Here is a 17,234-nt window from a genome sequence, read left to right on the forward strand (position 1 = left end):
CACGACTCCCCAGTGACACAGTTAGTTCTGCATTAGAGAACGGTCTATGAGACTGCTACGAAATCGTCTCGACATAGAACTGCTATCCAACTACGATCTCCCAAACCACGCGTTGCGACCTCACTGACCTCTGTCGATGCAAACACATCGATAGAGGGGTGTGTGGTAGCTCTCTATACACAATTCGTTGGCCTCTGTGGTTCTTTTTGTATTTCAGGGATGTAGGACCTGTCTCGACACGACCCATGATTAACCAACGATTCGTGACGAATCAGTGTCTTTGTTGGTTAATTTTTACCTATACGCGACGTCTTGTCTCGTGTTCGGGACCAGCTACGACGAGTGTCTTGTGTAGTTAGGAGTAGCAGATCGGCGTACCTTTTCATCAGCGTCGAGAACGATGCTGTTCGACAACGAACTATCGGGTTGTACCACCATCGACGGCGTTGAGGTCGGGCTCGTCGAACTCGAGTGCTTCTGCAACAGCATCCGGAAGCTCTGGCCGGGGCGCCGATTCGTGGCGCTCGATTTTCTCGGTCTTCCGCGTGTTCTCGTAGAGGGCACGTGCGACCGGAAGGCCACGGAGATACTTGTAGTCGTGCAGGACCTCGACGCCTCGCTCTGTGAACCCGTAGAACTGTGAGGGAAGATCACGTTTTCCCTCACTTGGATCGTACGTGTAGCGTCCGAGGAGGCCGGCGTCGATCAACGTCTCCAATTGATCTTTGATCGCCGCCTGACTCTTTCCGGTCATATACTCAAGTTCGGCGAGTGACATCAGATGGGCAGGGTGGCCCAGCAGCTCCTGGATGATGAGATGGCGCGTATCTTGGGACAGCAGCTTGAACAGCCGCTGCTGTTCCGCGAACGGCCCTGCATCGGCCGCGCCAGCGTCGGTTTCGCTCATACGTGCTGGTACGGAAAGAGGCGCTATAACAGTTAGGGTTATCCAAGTTGGTTAAATCTAAAAAAGCCAAAGTGATTCAGAACAAATAAGCCGGTGTGGTTTGAATCAACAGCTAATGACCGATCCAAGCCCGCCGCCGGACGCTGCGGACATTATGACCGTTGTTCACGAGGGTGTCGGAGGCATCAAACTTGAACCAGCGGAGAAACGAGAGATCTGGCGGTTCGTCCAGCGTGAATTGCCGTATCTGTGGAGTCAGCGAACATCGTATTTTATCTTGGGGAGCTATCGCGACCCCTATCTCCGCCGGCTTCGCGCCGTCCAAAACGAACTCTCGAAGCAGCTCGGTGCCTATCCGTTCATCATGGGTGATCTCCTCGAACTCCCGACTGACCGGCTCAATACGTTCGATATCATGTTTTCGTTGCTCGCAACATACAGCGACTACATCGTCGGGGTCTTCGAAAAGGAGAGTGGTGGGGAGGCGCCTGAATTGGGTGAAATTGACGATCCGCCGTATTTCGACAAGTCGTCCGTATTCCCACGTGACTACACGTGGGTGACTGACGCGAACCTTGACTCGAAACAGCACGTCATTCAGGCCGCCCTCGAGATCGCGTTCGCAGACGATTTATCGGAAAATAAAGTCCAATCAAAGGTTGATTCGCTTATTGATCGCGCTCAAGATAGCGATCTTGATATCGACGAACGGGAGGTTTGGAATGTAATTGACCACCGGACAGCAGAGGGCGAAGAGCCAGCAACGTACAGTTGGGTCCATCTCAACAAATTCCGCAAATTCGAACTCAACGAACGGTGCTTCCCGTGGACGACAGAGGACGAACTCCGAACTCTGGTTGATGAACTCCCGTCCCCGACGCCACGTCCGGAGTGGGAAGAGCGTGATGACCAGTGAATTACACGACATCGGCTGTCTTGAGTTAACCAACTCGGTCTGCTATTCTATCGTTTTGTTGGTTAAGATACTGAGATCGGCTCCTCTTCTTGCTAGATGTAACATTATCTGAAACTCATTTATATAATAGTTTCGTAACATGTTACACTGTGCTCCGGCGCATCGAACTCGAGGTCCTTGCAACGGTCGACCGTGGCGACACGATCTCCGAGCTCGCGACGAAGCTCGACCACAGCAAGAGTTACCTCTCTCGTGCCATCGGTGACCTCTCCCAGAAGGGACTCGTCTACACGGAACGCGACGGTCGCCGAAAACGAGTCTTCCCGTCGGATGCTCGCGCCCTCGAACTCTACCAGGACCTCGTCCGGCAACACTCCCACATCGACTTTCCTGAACTGTTGACCGGCAAGGCACTCGAGGTACTGTACTACGTTGACCAGCCGCGAACCGTCTCTGAGATCGCCGATCAGAGCGAAAACTACCGCAACACGGTCAACCGTGTCCTCAAACGGCTTCGCGACCGCGGCCTCGTCGGGACGATCGACAGTCACTACCAATTCAACGGGGACTTCGACCGCCTTCATGAGTTAGCTCGTGAACTCGCACACCATCTCCATCGCCAACGCCTCGAATCTGTCGCCCCAAAGGGCACGATTCTTTGGGAGAACTACGACGAATTCCTGGCCCAGGTCGAGACGGAGATCGACGCGGAGGGGTTCCACGAAACTGGCCTCGCTCGATTCGCGGCCTTCGACCTCCAGTTCCTGCTGACCGGCCACCGCTACTACTTTTACTCCGAGAACCTTGACGTAGTCTCACCGGCAGAGCTCTGCTGTCACACGCTGCTGATTGACGACGGCAGCCGCTACCGATCGTACTGTCTCCTCCTGCTTAGTCACGTCGACGTCGACGAGGAAGACCTCCGAGAGCGAGCGGCGAAGTATGAACTTGAAGACGAAATCGACACCTTGCTCCGCTACCTCGAGACCCACGGCGAGGTCGACGACGACCGTCTTCCAGAGTGGGACGAGTTCCAAGAACTGGCGGCTGACTACGAGGTGCCACTACCAAAATGAGACCAAAATTCGGACGCAAGTACATCGAGAACGAGTTCCAGCGCATCGCGGATGGCCTCACAGCGCCGCGTACAGTTTCTGATCGGTGGTGGCGCGATGTCGCTGCGCGACCTCAAGGAGGCGACGAAAGATATTGACTTGCTCGTCCCGGATGGTGACGCGTACGGTCAACTGTGGGTAGTCCTGATTGACCTCGGGTATGCAGAGGTCATCGTGTTTAGCTAAGCGAATTCCACCAGACTGCGAACGATTGCAGCCATGTCTCTGCGGTTGCTGGGTCGACGATGTTAAAACTATTGCTAAACGAAGACGTTGGACGTTTTATTTTTCTGAAGACACGTTCGACAGCATTCCGATTTCCATGGCGAACAGTTTGAAGTCGGAGTCCTGCTCGATTCAATGCAGCTGAAAGATGGTGAGCGTGATCAACGAGAAACAAAGCGTCAGAAACATCGTGTTTCTCACGGAGTTCTCGCAAAAATTTCTGCGTCAATGCGGTTGTTGTAGTTGTAAAGAGCCGTATATGGAGGAATCTGTTTGTCTCCGGATCGACTGCCGCGTACAGCCAATACTGCTTACCATTGACCCGGATCACTGTCTCGTCCAACGCAATGTGATCCGGACTCGCATCGCTGGCGGGCTGTAAATCTGCCTTCTGAACCCAGTCGTGAATTGCTTTCCGCGAGCGTTGGACACCGAACTTCTCAAGTTCTGAGATGGTATTCGAAAGTTATAATCCAGCCAAATGTAAGCGAATACCGAGCTCCATCAGCTCACTCGGTGTCCGCTCTCGTTCCACAAAATCTAATTCAAGCCAGTCGCTACAGCCGCTGAGGCGAGTGATTTCAGCCATGGACAGCCGAAATTAACTTTCCACATTCTTCAGGCTTAACTAAATACGACCGAGAAAGTAAAGTCAAAATATAAAACACTCGTCAATTCGGGTGAATAGACGAAGTCTGGAGAGAGACCTGTCTGCGATATGAAAGCCAGCGCTGTCAGTGGTCGGGTCGTGGGGCAGTCTCGTAGCGTTTGATGTCCTCGGTTTTCTCCACGCGGTCGTAGATCTCTCGAAGTGTGTCTTGTGCGCGGAGGAGTTTGTGCCCCTCAAGGAACTGCCGACCGCTCTCACTGATCCCGTAGAACTTGTACGGCAAATCATTCTGCCGGCGATCATCCGGTAGGAGCACTTCCTTGACGATACCGGCGTTGACGAGTTTCTGGAGGTGCTGGCGAATCGTCGTCTGGCTCTTGCTCGGGTTGACGTAGTCGAGTTCCTTCAGCGTCGGTAGTTCCGACGGATGTCCGAGGATGTCCTGGAGGAGCGCGAAGCGCGTCTTCTGGGTGACGACGTTGAGCCGCTTCCGGACGGACTCTAGCTCGCTTGGTGGGTGATCGGACGTACTCATTACTTCGCTGTTTGTGTGGTACGCCCAAAAGCGTTTCGCTAAGATACGAATTGGTTAAAAGCGAATCAGTCTATGATGAGGTCGTCACATTAAAGCACGCAACCCGAGAAATCTCAATTAGATGAGTGAGAATCCGGTCACTGTCGACGAACTCGCGGAGAAAGCCGACGAATATCTCCATGAAGCCTCACTCACCCCGGAAGAGTACGAAGCGCTCAAACAGGGCGTCGCGGAGCTCACCCCAATTTTCTCGGCTGAGAAAGCGTACTTCGTCCTCGGCAGCTATGGCCAACCCGAGATTCGCCGTCTTCAGTTAGTGAAAGATCGCCTCAACCGAGAGCCTGGCGCGTATGCATTTTTGATGGTCGATATCCGAAGCGAGTGGACGAATACCTATCTCAAGTTTCGAATACTCGCCGATTATACGGATACTATCGTCGGTGTCGCCGAACACTCCCAAGGAGGATTTCTGGTCGAACAGGGCTATTTCACCGCCCTCGAGGAATATTTCACGAAAACACACGTATTCAAGCGCGAATACGACCCCCTCGATCTGGAGATGGTTGATACCGGAGTCACGAGCGAGAACCCATACAGCGGAATGCAGACGGTTATTTTCGAGATGTTGGACGATGGAGGTCGATTATGTCGATGGGTCACTGAAGACGATCTCGTTGAGTGTGTTGATACTCTCTGAGTGGAGATCGGCGGGCTGAAGGCCAGTTGATAAACTTGGTCGATGTTTGACGCGTAATGGATAGCCTGCTTGAGGCCCCCAGAGTGAGAATGGGAGTCGTCGGCCGAACACCCCACGTTTCCATCGTTTCTCCACGATGCCCTCATCATCGATGGTACAAACAACAAGAAAATCGTCGGACACACCCCCGTTTTCGAGATGTAAATGGCCGAAAACGAGGAGAAAAAGACTATATGCAATAAAACGTCGATACTCCTAGGTCACTCACCCCCCGTTTTCGAGTAGTAATGAGAAATCTCGACGGCACCCCCATTTTCGAGTTGTAACGCATCATCCAGAGCACGAATACACACCCCATTTTCGAGTAGTAAGTTTGTAAAGAGCGGTGCCGAGATCAGTTCTTGTTCCGGAACTGCTTCAGCCGTTCGCGGACAACCGCGCTGATAGTCGAATCTTCGTGAGCTAGATCTTCGAACCGAGAATCCTCACGAATCGTCTCCATGATCGTTTCCGGATCCTCGGAGAGGGAGAAATACATATGCACTCCTCGGCCTCGACCCTTGCCTCGGCGCTCGTAGTCCAACACACCGTACGTACTCTGCTCTGTGACGTGGTTGACGAACGTCTCACGACTGTACTGATCCGCATCCATCGTATCAGCAATGAATTGGTACGTTTTGAACGCAGGTCCAGCAGGTATCCACTCAGGATGTTCTCTTGCGTAGTAGGCAGTGGCCGCCACAGCGTAGATGGAAAGTTTCTTTTGAGTGGATATCCCGCTAATATGGCGGAGTTTTCGATTTTCAGTGTATTTCTCCTGAGCTTTACGGACATCAGTCTCGGTAACAGTGTCAGCTCCACGCCGCTCGGCTAATTCGCCAGCCCATCTTAGGAGGTCAATTGCTTTCCGTGCATCTCCATGCGTTTGAGATCCGAACGCGGCAACAAGCGGAACAACGTCATCTGCGAGTGATTCTGGCTTGAAGGCGTCTCGTCGGTTGTGGAGAATACTACGGAGTTGGTTCGCATCGTAATCGTCAAAAAAGATATCGTCAGGATTGTAAGAGCTCTGTGCGCGGCTGTTGAGGTCCTTCATGAAATCCGCGTAATTCGTGATAGTCGTGAGTGAGATCGGCCCATCAAAATCGGCGAGTTTTCGAGCCCGTGAAAGCTGGTAGATGAGAGAATTATACTCTGCTTCCTGATACGGTCCCTCGAGCATATCGATTTCATCGAGGATGAAGATGACACCGTCGTAGTACTCGCGCATCAGTTCGTACAGCCGTTCCAGCTTCTGATCCGTTGAGACTCCGGTTTGGGGAACACCAGGATCAACATCAAGGTCGTCGACAGCAGCTTTAACTAACCGATAGACCGCCCGATCTGCAGTCTTCGGCCCCTCACAGTTGATTGAAATGACCCCAAAGGTCTTGTCTTGAGATTCACACAATTCAACTATCTGTTTGCAGACTGCATGAATGATGAGCGACTTCCCAGTTCCAGAGGGACCACTCAGAAGCATATCTGGGATGCCTTCGTTCTGGAGCACGGGTTTTAGATTGTCGACGACGCGGCCCAGTTGATCATCACGACCGACGATACGATCCTCGTTGATGATGGTATCTGACCGAACGAGGTCTTTGTTCGCGAAGACCCCCCCAGACGACTCAGTTTGTAGTCGATCCCGGATTGAGATGCCACCACCGTCACCGTTTGCTGCCTCTTGAGAAGAATCGGCAAGTTCCGAGTCATCCTCAAACGTCAACTGTGACGTATCGGGAGAATCTATCTCCTCATCCATCGACTCGGGATTATCAGGTGCAGCAGAGGAGGATTTACGATCCTTTCGTCCCATTATGAACTCCCTCGAACTCTGGGTATAAAAATGTGGACCCTTATGGAGTTGTAACCGAGTGAAAACAGGCTACCTAACAACTACAGGCGTGTATTCTCAAAATGATCCAGATACCTTTTTCGGTATCTATCACTCCCCGTTTTCGAGTTGTAAGGGGTCGCCAAGGACCTCTGTCGCCGAATTCCCTCGATGACCCAGACACCCCGTTGTCGAGTTGTAAGACTTCGCTGAGCGTTATCACACCAGGTTCGATTCTCTTACCGACCCCATTTTCGAGTTGTAAGTAACAGTGAGTTTCACTGAGTATAGAAACTAATCTGTATTATCTGAATTTTTCGAATGATACTTAGATGAAACGCTGTATCTTACACCCCCCGTTTTCGAGTAGTAACCACCCAAATTGTCGCGGGAGGGAAACGCTCGTAGGAGCTGTTCACGAATGAGAGTAATACCGGGTTACAAACACGATGGTTGGTGAAGTTCGTATGGTGTACTCTAATATTTCACCCCCTCCCCCCTTTTTCGAGTTGTAAACTCGTAACGACGGGCAGGGGTGAACAGGAAGAGGTACTACAAAACAGTCGATTGTAGCAGATACACGCAATAGAAGGCACAGAAATTTATTTCGGTAGTTTATAACTAGACATGCGAAAGTTTATATCGTATGTTATCCAATAATGTCCGTAGTATTCACAAAAGAAATAAATCTTCTAATGAGATAGAAGATTGTATAGAGAGAACATCTTAATTTATACATAGTCTCGATCTCGAGAATTACCACGTCTCACCGCCTCTATGCCCTATTTTATGAACTCCATTCTTACTCTATTGTATATAGAGTGTTCTTCAATCGTGGACTTACAACTCGAAAAAGGGGGGAGAGGGTTCGTCAGATCCAGTCCGTGATACCGACTACAGGTGTTCCATTGAGCTCGCGTCGGATGTCATTCTGATTCCAGTCAAGGGAAGACAATATGCTCTCGACAGCTCGGACCTGCTGCATCTCGTAGTACGACGCGTCGTAGGTGTCGATCTCTTCTGCGACTGCTAGGACGTCTCGGAGGTCCGTTTCCCGGCCACTGTGGGGCTTTGCTGCGACGAGGACAGCCCCATCGATGACTCTGGCTGTCGTCGTCACTGTACCCTCGCTCATCTCCTGTTGGTGGCTGTGGTCGTACTGGTAGTCGAACAACCACTGTGCCTCCGTCTGACGACACCTGTGTCCGTTTACCAGGGGGTCGAAGCCGGTCGGCTGCTGCGGCGTGAGCCGCTTCTCGTACTCGATCACTTCGGTGTCGTAGAACTATTTCTTGCCGTGGCTGTCCGTTTCCTCGAACCCCTGCTGTTCGAGGAATTCGACGAAGTCCGCCATGGATTCCGGCCCGACGAGAATATCGAGGTCCGTGGAGAAGCGTGCATTGAACGCTGAGACAGCGTAACCGCCGACAAGGACGTACTCATGGTCCTCTTGGGTGAGCTCCTCGAGCAGTTCGATGAGCGCGTCACTTCAGTTGTGGAAGCTCATGGCTGTGCCCGTTACGTCTCCCGGTAGCTAACGCCGAGGTCGAGGTCCTCGTACATCCGGTCGAGCATCGCCAGCGCCGACTGGAACTGGGCGTAGTCCTCGCGCATGTACTCGATCGTTTCTGCTCTCGGTATCACCGGGTACCCTTCGACGTGCTCGATATCGAGTGACGCCCGTGGCTCGAGGACTATCTGGAGCGGTCCGTCCACCTCGTCTCGGGGCTGTCGCTCCAATGCGGTCGGGAGGTCGAACCACTCGAAAAATGTCTCCCAGGCGTCGACGTCCTGCTCACGAACCGCAAGGAACAGTGGATAGTCGTCGGGATCGCGACCGACCTGATAGCCGCCCTGAGTCCACACGTAGACAGCGTCGATCCGCGTGAACGCGAACGGCCAGTCACTGAACTGTGGGATGACGTACGTTTCCTCGATGGAGGGTGGACTGACGCCGGCGCTGGCAGCGACGAGCTTGAGCGCTGCGTCGTGCACGCGCTCGTCGACGACAGTGAGGCCGTTGTCATAGGAAACGTAGCCTGCGTCTTCCAGGCGATTAACGGCCTGTCTCACCGTCTCGTAGGGCGTGTGGAGGTGTTGGGCGACACGGCGGATGGAGTCACCACTCTCAATGGCGAGGATGACCTGCGCCGCGGTGTCATCGAGAATCTCGTACATCTGGTAGTTACCAATAATCTGGTAACAATTAAAACTCTTACTGGATCTACCATCTTTCAACCTCGGTAGCCGAGTTTCAATGGATACACTAGTCCACCCACTTGGGTCAGAGGTCAAGCTCACTGACAAGCCCTGCGCACGGTGGCGCGGGGCAGTTGACAGAGCAAAGATTTAATTCGCTAGACGCAGTAATTGAGCATGAGCAGGCGACACGGGAGACGATGATCCCTCCCTGAAGGGGCATGAGACTCTCGCTGTTGCCTGGTAGGATCCTTCGTGTTGTATCATTCGTCAGCAAGCCGTAGGTCATTTAATAGTGCAACTCCGCTGCCACAGTCACCGAATCTGAGCTGTCGTGCCCAAGTATACGCTGCGAGATCCGCTAACTGCAGTCCTGGTGTTTGAGCACTGTCTCGGGTTTCGAATACGAGGTTTTCAGGCACGTTTTCGACGACGTCGAGTCCTGCCTCGAGCCGTTCAATGGGAGCTTGCCATACTTGAGCGTCCAATACGACCTTGATCTGGTCGATGCGAGTGAGATCAATCATCTCTGCTTGGACAAGTGGATTCAGTATCGTTACCAGCGAAATCGATTGGAGAGCCTCGGGATGAGATGATTTTGCATTCAGATCTGTGCCTCCAAGTGTTTCTTTCAATATCTCAACCCCGAGATTAGGATTTAGATCATGCATCGTAACCCGGAGTGGGAGGCTGTCTGCCCACGGCAGCTGCTGGTGTTTTACAGAGGGATCATCATAGGCTGGTCCCCCGTTCAGACACTCGATCACCGAGAGAAGGACGCCTGTGGGAAGCTGGCTACCTTTGAGTTCAGATATTGGTTGTGAACTGTTCCGTAGTGAATTCGCTATCTCTGCCAGCGAGTCGACTGTTGATTGTAACGTTCGACTGGGATTCAACTCGTTAGAGATACACCATGTCCCCGCGACGACGTAGTATTTGCCCGAACTTGGATTACCTGATTCGTCGACAAAAATATAGAGATACCTCGTCATGGGGCGATGAACTTGTTAATGTATTCTTCAAATGGATATGTACATCCCATACTCATAAGTGCTACGGCGTAATAGTATAGGGTACGATGGCTGAGGATGATCCACCGGAGCAGGAGAACGGTTCTGATGCCCCGGATTTCGGGATGTCCGCGTTACTGACAGAGAATCAACGGAAGTATTTGACCGGCGAATCGGATATTGAGGCCAAATCGGCGCAGGAACGAGCCATACGGGCACGGATTAGAAACCGGCTCTATCAGAGTGTTCTGGATCTAGGACTGTTGCAACAGCATCTTGAGCATCGTGACTTATCGAAGGCGTTTGAGGATCCAAGTGGAACACTGATTTCGGCGACGATCCACGATAATATTGATTCAGCTCTTGGGCTCCTCCTCGAGGGGGCAATCGAAAATCGGGGTGGGGACATCGAATACGTCGGACAGACCGAGGAGATCTTGGAGGACGTTCTCGAAGAAGCTCTGACAATTATGTACCTCTCCAGAGGACAGAGCGTGGACCAGGCACGGGTGAGTCTTGATATTGATTTGGGCGAATCTCTTGATGAAATGGCTGAGGAGGATCTTGAACAGTTACGTCCCGACGAACTCCGACAGTTAGCCATTACTGGACGTATATCATTTGACAAATATGAGGAGATACTGATGAATATGTGATCGCCGGTTGCCTTGGCTCCTGATTTTAGCCGAATGCAGGCGCTAAGCCCCCTTCCTCAACGAGCACCGCAGTCCGCATCAGCGGACAAGGTGCGCAGTAGAGAGGGGATACAGCGCTGTCTTCGTTTCACTTCCACTCTGTGCCAGGTATTTACAACACTGCCAGTCGAAGACTCAAAGTGTGATGGCAGCTACTCATCGTCCCGGCTTAGAGCCCGACAAGAAAGGCGGTCGAGATGGATATCGCCATCACCAGCAAGTAGGAGTGGGTCACTCCGAATCCACGCCTGCGGAGACTGCGGTCCCTGCGCGGATGGTCGGCCTCAGTCGAGCATACGCGAAAAAGCGTGTCGCGGAACCAGGAAGCCCCTCCCTCAGCGAGCGCGTCAGCGCGAGCAGGGTGGGGTAGTTCACCCTGTTACGGTTTCGGTCTCTTCCGGATCCCAGAAGTACTCCGTGTTTGGTGGGAAACAACTACAACTCAGACCGTGGAAGTATTGTCTATGACTGTCTACGTGTTTCGTGTCTGGCTCCATCCAAACCCACCGCTGGGCTTCGACCCCGCCAAGGAAGTCTGGCGCGACATCGAGATGGACGGCTCGCACACGCTGGCGACGTTTCACGAGGCGATTTTCGAGGCGTTCGAGCGCTGGGATAGCCACGCCTACGAGTTCATCACGCGCGACGAGGACGGCATCGCGCTCCGGAGCTACGTCCTCCCGATGCTCTACGAGGGCAATCCGAGTTGGCAATCGATGGATGACGCGGAGATCGACCGCTTCATCGAACAGGCTGTACCCGACGACGCCTCGGATGACGCCAAAGCGCGATTTCGCAAACTCCAGTCGAACCCGCCGCCAGAGGGCAACGCCGCCGAGACAACGATCGACCGACTCGATCCGGACACGCTGGGCGCGCTCTCCTACACGTTTGATATGGGCGACAACTGGGAACACTACATCGAACTACAAGGCACGCAGGAGGGATCGCTGGATGGTGATCCGGTTGTTGTCGACGAACAGGGCGCGGCACCGCCACAGTACCCCGACTCTGACGAACAGTAAGCTATGCCACGCGACATCGCTCCGTTGACGAGCGCACTCGAGGACACAACGCCTGGCGAACAGAGTGATGTCTACAGTCTGCTTGCCGCGTGGAACCAGTCGATCGAGACTGCACTCGATCGCGGTGGCTGGAGTCGGTTGCAGGAGATCAGGGGTCAGTATCTCGAAGAAGTAATCGACTTCGTCGACACCGCTGCAACGACCGACGGGATCGATTGGGCCTTTCTCGAGGAGTGTGCCGATGCGTACCCGCCAGGTGTCGGCGATCACCACTGTTCGTCGATACTCGCCAACGTTGTCGCTCGCTGTGTGATCCGCACGCGAATCCGCGAGGGCGTCGATGCGATCCCGACGTGGGCACTCGAATACCTCGCCGATGTCACCGTCGAGGACGACAGCGAGTGGGCCTGGGAATCGACCGCCGCGTTCGGCTGGGCAGTCGGTCACCCGGAGATTGCCGTCCTCGATCGGACCCTCGAACGTGCTGAGAGCGGCGACGAATCGTGGGCGATGGGAATACTCGAACACGCCACGTTCGCCGACCCCGAGGCCGGAATCGACCTTCTCGAACGGCTTCTCGATTCGCCTGACGTCGTCGAGGATCTCCTGTTCGTCAGCTGTCTGCATGCGCCGTTCGAACAGAACTTTCCAGATTTCCCACAGTACTGGGTGCCAGACACGGAACTCGACTATCACGTGGAGGTTTCCGACGACCTACACGAGCGACTGCTCGCCATCATCGGCCAGTCGATCGACCCCGGCCGTCTGCGACACTTCGACGGCTCCTACCGGTTCGATCTGGAACGGGCCGCAGACGAGTACGGCCCTGGGAACGACGCATGACGGGGGACGAAACGCGCGTTCGTGCGGAAATCGAAGCCACGATCGATCGGGCGGATTTTGAACCGCTGGAGCCAGCGGCGATTCGTATCGACGTCACCGATTCCTTCCGCCGCAAGCTCGGCGAGTGTCGTCGGCTCTCCGTTGCCGACTGCGATGTCGAGGCCCCAGTCGAATACGAAATCAGAATCGCCTGCCGGCTGTTCGAGGACGGCCACGAGGGTCGGTGGCGCGATACGGTTCGTCACGAGGTCGCACACGCCTTCGTTTTGGAAACGGTCGGGTCGGATGTCGATCCTCACGGACCGGAGTGGAAGACCGCAGCACGCCGAGCGGGTGCGGACCCGGTTGCCCGGTGTGAGGATGAGGACCTCGTCGACTCGGCGTACGTACTCGCGTGCCCGAACGGGTGTTTCGAGCGCGGATACGTAAAGCGCTCCAAGCGGATCAAACAGCCCTACCAGTACACCTGTGACGAGTGTGGGGCGACCCCGATCAGCTACGATGTCGGCGGGCGACCGGCCGATCCCGACCCGGGCACCTGTTACGTCGAGAGCATCCCGTGGCAGACAGCCGACGACCGTGATGAGCCAGACGACGCCAGAAGCACTGCCCGCTATCTGTTGGCCTGTCCGAACGGCTGTACGGCCTGGCCCTACCAGCGGCGCACCAAGCGGATCAAGAACCCGTGGCTGTACTTTTGTCCTGAGTGTGAGGCGACGCTCCTCAGTTGCGACATCGACGACAGTCCGACCGACCTCGAACCCGGGCGGTGTCACGTCGGGAGTATCCCCTGGCAGGACCCGCAAATCGTCCACGCCTGCCCCAACGGCTGTTTCAGCACGGGACACGGACAACACACCGAACAGACTAGACAGCCCGAGCGCTACCGGTGTGAGGAGTGTGGCGCTCGAACGGTCGCCTATCCAGCGGATGAGCGACCCGAAACCCTCGATCCAGGAACGAACTTCCTGGAGTGACCGTCCAGCCACGCTTTCGAATGCCGTGGGAGTGAGATCCCCGAACACAGATACGTCTCCCTCTCCTATGGCCAGACGACACAAACGATGCCACACGAATGCGACGCCTGTGGCGAGACGTTCACCACGTTGAGCCGCCTTCGTCTACACGATTGTCCGGCCGACGAGCCAGACGATCCGGACCCGCTGTCGTCGTTCGACGCGTTCCTGGATTCGATCTCGGATGGGCTCGAAGCTGACATGCAGCGAAACGTACAGGAGCGCGAGAAACGGGGACTGCAAGCCGCGAGCGACGCGCTGAAAACCACGCTCGAGGAAGCCGCCCAGGGAGACGTCGACGCTGCGTTCCGGTTAATCGGTCGGTACGAGCGAGAGCTTCGGGAGTACCACCACAGAGAAGACTACGACACGTATCGCGGGCTCCTCTGGGCGTTTTACGAGCCGGCCGCAACTGCCCTCGACGAGATCGCCACGGGCGAGGGGTGGGAGTTTCTCGCCGATCTGATCGACGCGTATCCGCGAGAGAGCTCCGCCGACGAGCCCCTCGCGAGTCCGGTCATCGAGAACGCGGTCGGACGGCACGTCATCCGGACACGACTGCGCGAGGGCGTCGCGGCGATCCCCGTCGAAGCGCTGGCGTATCTCGGCTCGTTCTGGGAGTCGATGGGTGATATCAGCGGGGAGGAATCGTTCACTTACGGATGGGGCATCGGGCATCCCGAGCACTCGATCGCAGACCACGTCCAGGAGGTGGTCACCGAGGAACTGTTCTGGGTACGGGGCGTGCTCCCGCATACGTTCTACGCCGACCAACACGCCGCGGCCGACCTGCTTGAGGGGTTGCTCACCGACGAGCAGATCGACTACGAGGACCGATACCTGCTGGCGTCGATCCTAGCAACGGTCGATCACGATTCGACGCCGAAAATCCCCCGGTACTGGGATCATCGCAAGGAATTGGACTACCGGTTTGAGCTCGACGAGGCAGTTCGGTCGCGGGTGCGAGAGACGATCAAAGCCGAGGGATTCCACCGGCGACTGGGCGACGACTGGACGTTCAGCGACATGGAGCTATGAGCGACATCGAGGAGACACTCGAAGAGACGCCGCCGGAGGTGCTCCGAGCGTTTCTCGCCCGGGAGTTGGCAACCGACAGGGACCTCGAACGGCGGTTCCACTCCTTTCTCGACACGTCGGATCTCGATGTCTACGAACTGCGAGACGAAATCGAATCCAAGTACGGGTACCAGTCTGCACCGAACTTCACCACCTACGAAGACCGGGCAGCGTCGTACATCGAGAAGGGGCGATACCGCGACGCGGCGACTATCTATCGTGCGATGTTCGAGGCGATGCACGATCACCTCCACGAGTTCGATCCCCATCGGGGTGGGTTCGAACACGACGAAACCTTCCAGGACGCCATCGCGAACTACGCAACTGCTATCCGTGAAGCGAATCTCCAACACGAGGAGAAACGCGAGTACATCGAGTACTGTTTCGACCAGTGGTTCGACGAACACGAGGAGGGTGGCTTCCCACAGTACTTCCGAGAGGCACTGTGGGAGTTGTGCACGACCAAAGACGACTATCGCTACTGGCAAACTCTGCTGGGGGACCGTCTTGACGAGCGGCTCGATCCCGATCGACTCTACGGCGAGAAGTACGACGCGGACACGGAGACGTGGCACCGTGGTGATCTCACCACCCACGCCGACGAGGACGAGTTACTCGACGGCTTCACCGAAACCGCCTGGCTACGTGGCTACGTCGAACTGCTCGACCGCATCGACGAGCAGGCGGAGCTCGGAGCTATCCTCAACCGACACTATCCTGCATCTCGGCACCTCTGTCTCCGATATGCTCGACTCCTCGCGGAGGAAGGTGAACGCGAGGCCGCCATTACCGTCGCAGAGTACGGGACCGAGGCGTTCTCTGGGTCAGATACAATCGGGCTCCGTGAGTTCCTTGTCGATCAGTACGAGGAGACGGACGCCGACGCCTTCCGGGACACAATGATCGGGTTGTTCGTCGAACGGACGGACTGGCTGTACTACGAGCGGCTGCAGGCAGAAACGCCCGACGACGAATGGGAGCACGCGGTCAACACGATCGTCGACCGACTGGATAGTCGGTGGGACGCCGACACGATAATCGAAATATACCTGCGAGAGGATCGGATCGAAGACGCCTTCGAGACGGTCACGAACGCCCGCGATCTCGATCTGTTCGAAGCCTACATCGACCAACTCGGAGCCCACAATCCCGCCGAATACTTCGATGCGTACCGTCGCGAGATCAAGAAGGCCGCTGCCGACGCGAGTCGTCGCAAGTATTACAGACAGGTCGCCGAACACCTCCAGACGATACAGACGCTGGGACGTGACCGACGGTTCGAAAATCTCGTGTCGTTCTTGCGAGACGAGTACTCGAATCGCCCGGCGTTTCTCGACAAACTGGAGAAAGCTGGGATCTGAGTCTCGACCCCGATCTCATCCGAAGTAGTTCGGGAGGATGCCGTACGTTCTGGCGATCGAGATGATCTCTTCGCGGAACTCGTCTGACTCTGTACCGTGCGATTCCGCAAGTGCTTCGACCTCTGTGGAGTATGCCTCGCGAATTGCACTCGCTTCGGCCCGTCCCTCGACTGTCGGCTCCCAGAGAACTGTCGTCCCGTAGTCACCCGGTTCGAGTGGTGGACCAAGCCGCTCGCGCTCTCCGACACGCTCGATCAGGCCCAGCTCCTCGAGTGATTCGAGTGTCGTCTCGACCTCTGGTTCGAGATCCGCGTCCGCTGCGACAAACTGCTCGATCGATGGAAGTCCGGGTTCGTTCCCTGACGTGATGAGATCGAGTTCCGTACAGGCTGCGACGAGGTCGTCCGTCGTTTTTTCAACGCCACCGTAATCGTGTTTGTAGCGTCTGTCGTGGGTAGTGAGTTGGTCGATAATGGTCCGTTCGATCCACGTCTCGGTTTGCATGAAAGAAGCATGTCCCCGGTGATAGAGAAACGTGTCGCACGAGCAGGAGAGTGCTCATCGAGAGCACCAGAAGATACTGATCAGTCGAGTTCAGCCCGCTCCTTCAACTCGCCGACCAGAAGATCGAGGATCGCGTCTTTGTCTTCTTCGGGAACGTTTCTGCCGTCGAGGTCGTCGAACTTATCCTCCCAGTGGTCGATCCATGATCCGAACACGTCCTCGAAGGTCGCTTCCGGATCGTCTGCGGTCTTGACCTTCTCGATTTCCTCTTGGATGGCTCTTCCAACAGGTCCGTCTCCTAACTCGGCTTCGAGCACCATCCACGGTTCATACTCGAAGGTCGAGGAGAGCTCTTCGATATGCCACGTCTCGTCGTTGAGATCCAGTCGATACTCCGTCATGATGTGAAACCGGGCGGGTGAAGTATCGAGCCCTGGCACACCCATGTCCGAGAGATACATCGTCGGATGACGCTCGATCTGAAACGAGAGCCACTCGTCTGCTTCAAGCTGGAATCCGAAAGCCCGCTCTCTGATCTTTTCCAGTGTCAGCCCATCTTCTGGCAGACCGGTATCGCGCTCGTCCAGCGCGATGAGAACGCGGTCTCTAGTCGTCTTGTTCATGTT

Annotated in this window: 16 protein-coding genes and 3 pseudogenes; 10 read left to right on the top strand and 9 right to left on the bottom strand. The window is 55.3% G+C overall.

From position 1 onward, the window contains the following. Window positions 1-418 precede the first annotated feature (418 nt). A complete protein-coding gene (locus E5K03_RS06170) occupies window positions 419-907 on the bottom strand; it encodes an ArsR family transcriptional regulator (RefSeq protein WP_138005481.1) in 489 nt (162 codons plus the stop codon). A 115-nt stretch (window positions 908-1,022) separates the two neighbouring features. Here E5K03_RS06170 and E5K03_RS06175 point away from each other — a divergent pair, with 115 nt between their 5' ends. The 3 genes and pseudogenes from E5K03_RS06175 to E5K03_RS17880 all read left to right on the top strand — a co-directional run. Further along, the gene (locus E5K03_RS06175) at window positions 1,023-1,823 is read left to right on the top strand and encodes a hypothetical protein (RefSeq protein WP_138005482.1); all 801 of its coding nucleotides are present in this window, start codon (window positions 1,023-1,025) and stop codon (window positions 1,821-1,823) included. 149 nt (window positions 1,824-1,972) lie between these two features. After that, on the top strand, window positions 1,973-2,899 hold the full coding sequence (locus E5K03_RS06180; RefSeq protein WP_138005483.1) for a MarR family transcriptional regulator: 927 nt from the start codon (window positions 1,973-1,975) through the stop codon (window positions 2,897-2,899). Next, a pseudogene (locus E5K03_RS17880) lies at window positions 2,896-3,109 on the top strand (hypothetical protein); the annotation flags it as partial. The gene E5K03_RS06180 and the pseudogene E5K03_RS17880, both read left to right, overlap by 4 nt. A 7-nt stretch (window positions 3,110-3,116) precedes the next feature. Here the strand turns inward: E5K03_RS17880 and E5K03_RS06185 are convergent. Next, a pseudogene (locus E5K03_RS06185) lies at window positions 3,117-3,752 on the bottom strand (IS6 family transposase). 145 nt (window positions 3,753-3,897) lie between these two features. After that, on the bottom strand, window positions 3,898-4,308 hold the full coding sequence (locus tag E5K03_RS06190) for a helix-turn-helix domain-containing protein (RefSeq protein WP_138005484.1): 411 nt from the start codon (window positions 4,306-4,308) through the stop codon (window positions 3,898-3,900). A gap of 121 nt (window positions 4,309-4,429) precedes the next feature. On the opposite strand from E5K03_RS06190, the gene E5K03_RS06195 reads away from it, so the two are divergent. Then, window positions 4,430-5,005 carry a hypothetical protein gene (locus E5K03_RS06195; RefSeq protein WP_138005485.1) on the top strand — a complete coding sequence of 192 codons (576 nt, stop codon included), beginning with the start codon at window positions 4,430-4,432 and terminating at the stop codon, window positions 5,003-5,005. Between the two features lie 394 nt (window positions 5,006-5,399). Here E5K03_RS06195 and E5K03_RS06200 read toward each other — a convergent pair whose 3' ends face one another. The 4 genes and pseudogenes from E5K03_RS06200 to E5K03_RS17125 all read right to left on the bottom strand — a co-directional run bounded on the left by E5K03_RS06200 (window position 5,400) and on the right by E5K03_RS17125 (window position 10,069). Continuing rightward, window positions 5,400-6,806, bottom strand: coding sequence for a Cdc6/Cdc18 family protein (locus tag E5K03_RS06200; RefSeq protein WP_138005681.1), 1,407 nt, complete (start codon window positions 6,804-6,806; stop codon window positions 5,400-5,402). A 943-nt stretch (window positions 6,807-7,749) separates the two neighbouring features. Further along, window positions 7,750-8,355: pseudogene (locus E5K03_RS17885) on the bottom strand (hypothetical protein). A gap of 41 nt (window positions 8,356-8,396) precedes the next feature. Further along, on the bottom strand, window positions 8,397-9,056 hold the full coding sequence (locus E5K03_RS06210) for a helix-turn-helix domain-containing protein (RefSeq protein WP_138005486.1): 660 nt from the start codon (window positions 9,054-9,056) through the stop codon (window positions 8,397-8,399). Window positions 9,057-9,340: 284 nt separating this feature from the next. Further along, window positions 9,341-10,069: a DUF3800 domain-containing protein gene (locus E5K03_RS17125; protein ID WP_171006611.1), complete on the bottom strand. Its 729-nt coding sequence runs from the start codon at window positions 10,067-10,069 to the stop codon at window positions 9,341-9,343. An 86-nt stretch (window positions 10,070-10,155) separates the two neighbouring features. Here E5K03_RS17125 and E5K03_RS06220 point away from each other — a divergent pair, with 86 nt between their 5' ends. From E5K03_RS06220 to E5K03_RS06250, 6 genes are all read left to right on the top strand, one after another. Continuing rightward, the gene (locus tag E5K03_RS06220; RefSeq protein ID WP_138005488.1) at window positions 10,156-10,743 is read left to right on the top strand and encodes a hypothetical protein; all 588 of its coding nucleotides are present in this window, start codon (window positions 10,156-10,158) and stop codon (window positions 10,741-10,743) included. A gap of 503 nt (window positions 10,744-11,246) precedes the next feature. Continuing rightward, on the top strand, window positions 11,247-11,807 hold the full coding sequence (locus tag E5K03_RS06230) for an IS1096 element passenger TnpR family protein (protein WP_138005490.1): 561 nt from the start codon (window positions 11,247-11,249) through the stop codon (window positions 11,805-11,807). Window positions 11,808-11,810: 3 nt separating this feature from the next. Further along, the gene (locus tag E5K03_RS06235) at window positions 11,811-12,650 is read left to right on the top strand and encodes a hypothetical protein (protein ID WP_138005491.1); all 840 of its coding nucleotides are present in this window, start codon (window positions 11,811-11,813) and stop codon (window positions 12,648-12,650) included. Then, a complete protein-coding gene (locus E5K03_RS06240) occupies window positions 12,647-13,627 on the top strand; it encodes a SprT-like domain-containing protein (protein WP_171006612.1) in 981 nt (326 codons plus the stop codon). The genes E5K03_RS06235 and E5K03_RS06240 overlap by 4 nt, the downstream gene beginning before the upstream one ends. 87 nt (window positions 13,628-13,714) lie before the next feature. Beyond that, window positions 13,715-14,704: a hypothetical protein gene (locus E5K03_RS06245; protein ID WP_138005492.1), complete on the top strand. Its 990-nt coding sequence runs from the start codon at window positions 13,715-13,717 to the stop codon at window positions 14,702-14,704. Next, window positions 14,701-16,104, top strand: a complete 1,404-nt coding sequence (locus tag E5K03_RS06250; protein WP_138005493.1) for a hypothetical protein — start codon at window positions 14,701-14,703, stop codon at window positions 16,102-16,104. The genes E5K03_RS06245 and E5K03_RS06250 overlap by 4 nt, the downstream gene beginning before the upstream one ends. A 15-nt stretch (window positions 16,105-16,119) precedes the next feature. Here the strand turns inward: E5K03_RS06250 and E5K03_RS06255 are convergent, their stop codons facing one another. Beyond that, the gene (locus E5K03_RS06255) at window positions 16,120-16,608 is read right to left on the bottom strand and encodes a hypothetical protein (protein ID WP_138005494.1); all 489 of its coding nucleotides are present in this window, start codon (window positions 16,606-16,608) and stop codon (window positions 16,120-16,122) included. 80 nt (window positions 16,609-16,688) lie between these two features. Further along, window positions 16,689-17,231, bottom strand: coding sequence for a hypothetical protein (locus E5K03_RS06260; RefSeq protein ID WP_138005495.1), 543 nt, complete (start codon window positions 17,229-17,231; stop codon window positions 16,689-16,691). Window positions 17,232-17,234: the final 3 nt, after the last annotated feature.

Origin of the sequence: Halalkalirubrum salinum (assembly GCF_005543295.1) — an archaeon.
GTDB lineage: Archaea > Halobacteriota > Halobacteria > Halobacteriales > Haloferacaceae > Halalkalirubrum > Halalkalirubrum salinum.

What these genes read in the sequence shown, in the direction of transcription:
- E5K03_RS06170 (WP_138005481.1), bottom strand. Translation starts at nt 907, where the DNA reads ATGAGCGAAACCGACGCTGGCGCGGCCGATGCAGGGCCGTTCGCGGAA.
- E5K03_RS06175 (WP_138005482.1), top strand. Translation starts at nt 1,023, where the DNA reads ATGACCGATCCAAGCCCGCCGCCGGACGCTGCGGACATTATGACCGTT.
- E5K03_RS06190 (WP_138005484.1), bottom strand. Translation starts at nt 4,308, where the DNA reads ATGAGTACGTCCGATCACCCACCAAGCGAGCTAGAGTCCGTCCGGAAG.
- E5K03_RS06195 (WP_138005485.1), top strand. Translation starts at nt 4,430, where the DNA reads ATGAGTGAGAATCCGGTCACTGTCGACGAACTCGCGGAGAAAGCCGAC.
- E5K03_RS06200 (WP_138005681.1), bottom strand. Translation starts at nt 6,806, where the DNA reads ATGGATGAGGAGATAGATTCTCCCGATACGTCACAGTTGACGTTTGAG.
- E5K03_RS06210 (WP_138005486.1), bottom strand. Translation starts at nt 9,056, where the DNA reads ATGTACGAGATTCTCGATGACACCGCGGCGCAGGTCATCCTCGCCATT.
- E5K03_RS17125 (WP_171006611.1), bottom strand. Translation starts at nt 10,069, where the DNA reads ATGACGAGGTATCTCTATATTTTTGTCGACGAATCAGGTAATCCAAGT.
- E5K03_RS06220 (WP_138005488.1), top strand. Translation starts at nt 10,156, where the DNA reads ATGGCTGAGGATGATCCACCGGAGCAGGAGAACGGTTCTGATGCCCCG.
- E5K03_RS06230 (WP_138005490.1), top strand. Translation starts at nt 11,247, where the DNA reads ATGACTGTCTACGTGTTTCGTGTCTGGCTCCATCCAAACCCACCGCTG.
- E5K03_RS06235 (WP_138005491.1), top strand. Translation starts at nt 11,811, where the DNA reads ATGCCACGCGACATCGCTCCGTTGACGAGCGCACTCGAGGACACAACG.
- E5K03_RS06240 (WP_171006612.1), top strand. Translation starts at nt 12,647, where the DNA reads ATGACGGGGGACGAAACGCGCGTTCGTGCGGAAATCGAAGCCACGATC.
- E5K03_RS06245 (WP_138005492.1), top strand. Translation starts at nt 13,715, where the DNA reads ATGCCACACGAATGCGACGCCTGTGGCGAGACGTTCACCACGTTGAGC.
- E5K03_RS06250 (WP_138005493.1), top strand. Translation starts at nt 14,701, where the DNA reads ATGAGCGACATCGAGGAGACACTCGAAGAGACGCCGCCGGAGGTGCTC.
- E5K03_RS06255 (WP_138005494.1), bottom strand. Translation starts at nt 16,608, where the DNA reads ATGCAAACCGAGACGTGGATCGAACGGACCATTATCGACCAACTCACT.
- E5K03_RS06260 (WP_138005495.1), bottom strand. Translation starts at nt 17,231, where the DNA reads ATGAACAAGACGACTAGAGACCGCGTTCTCATCGCGCTGGACGAGCGC.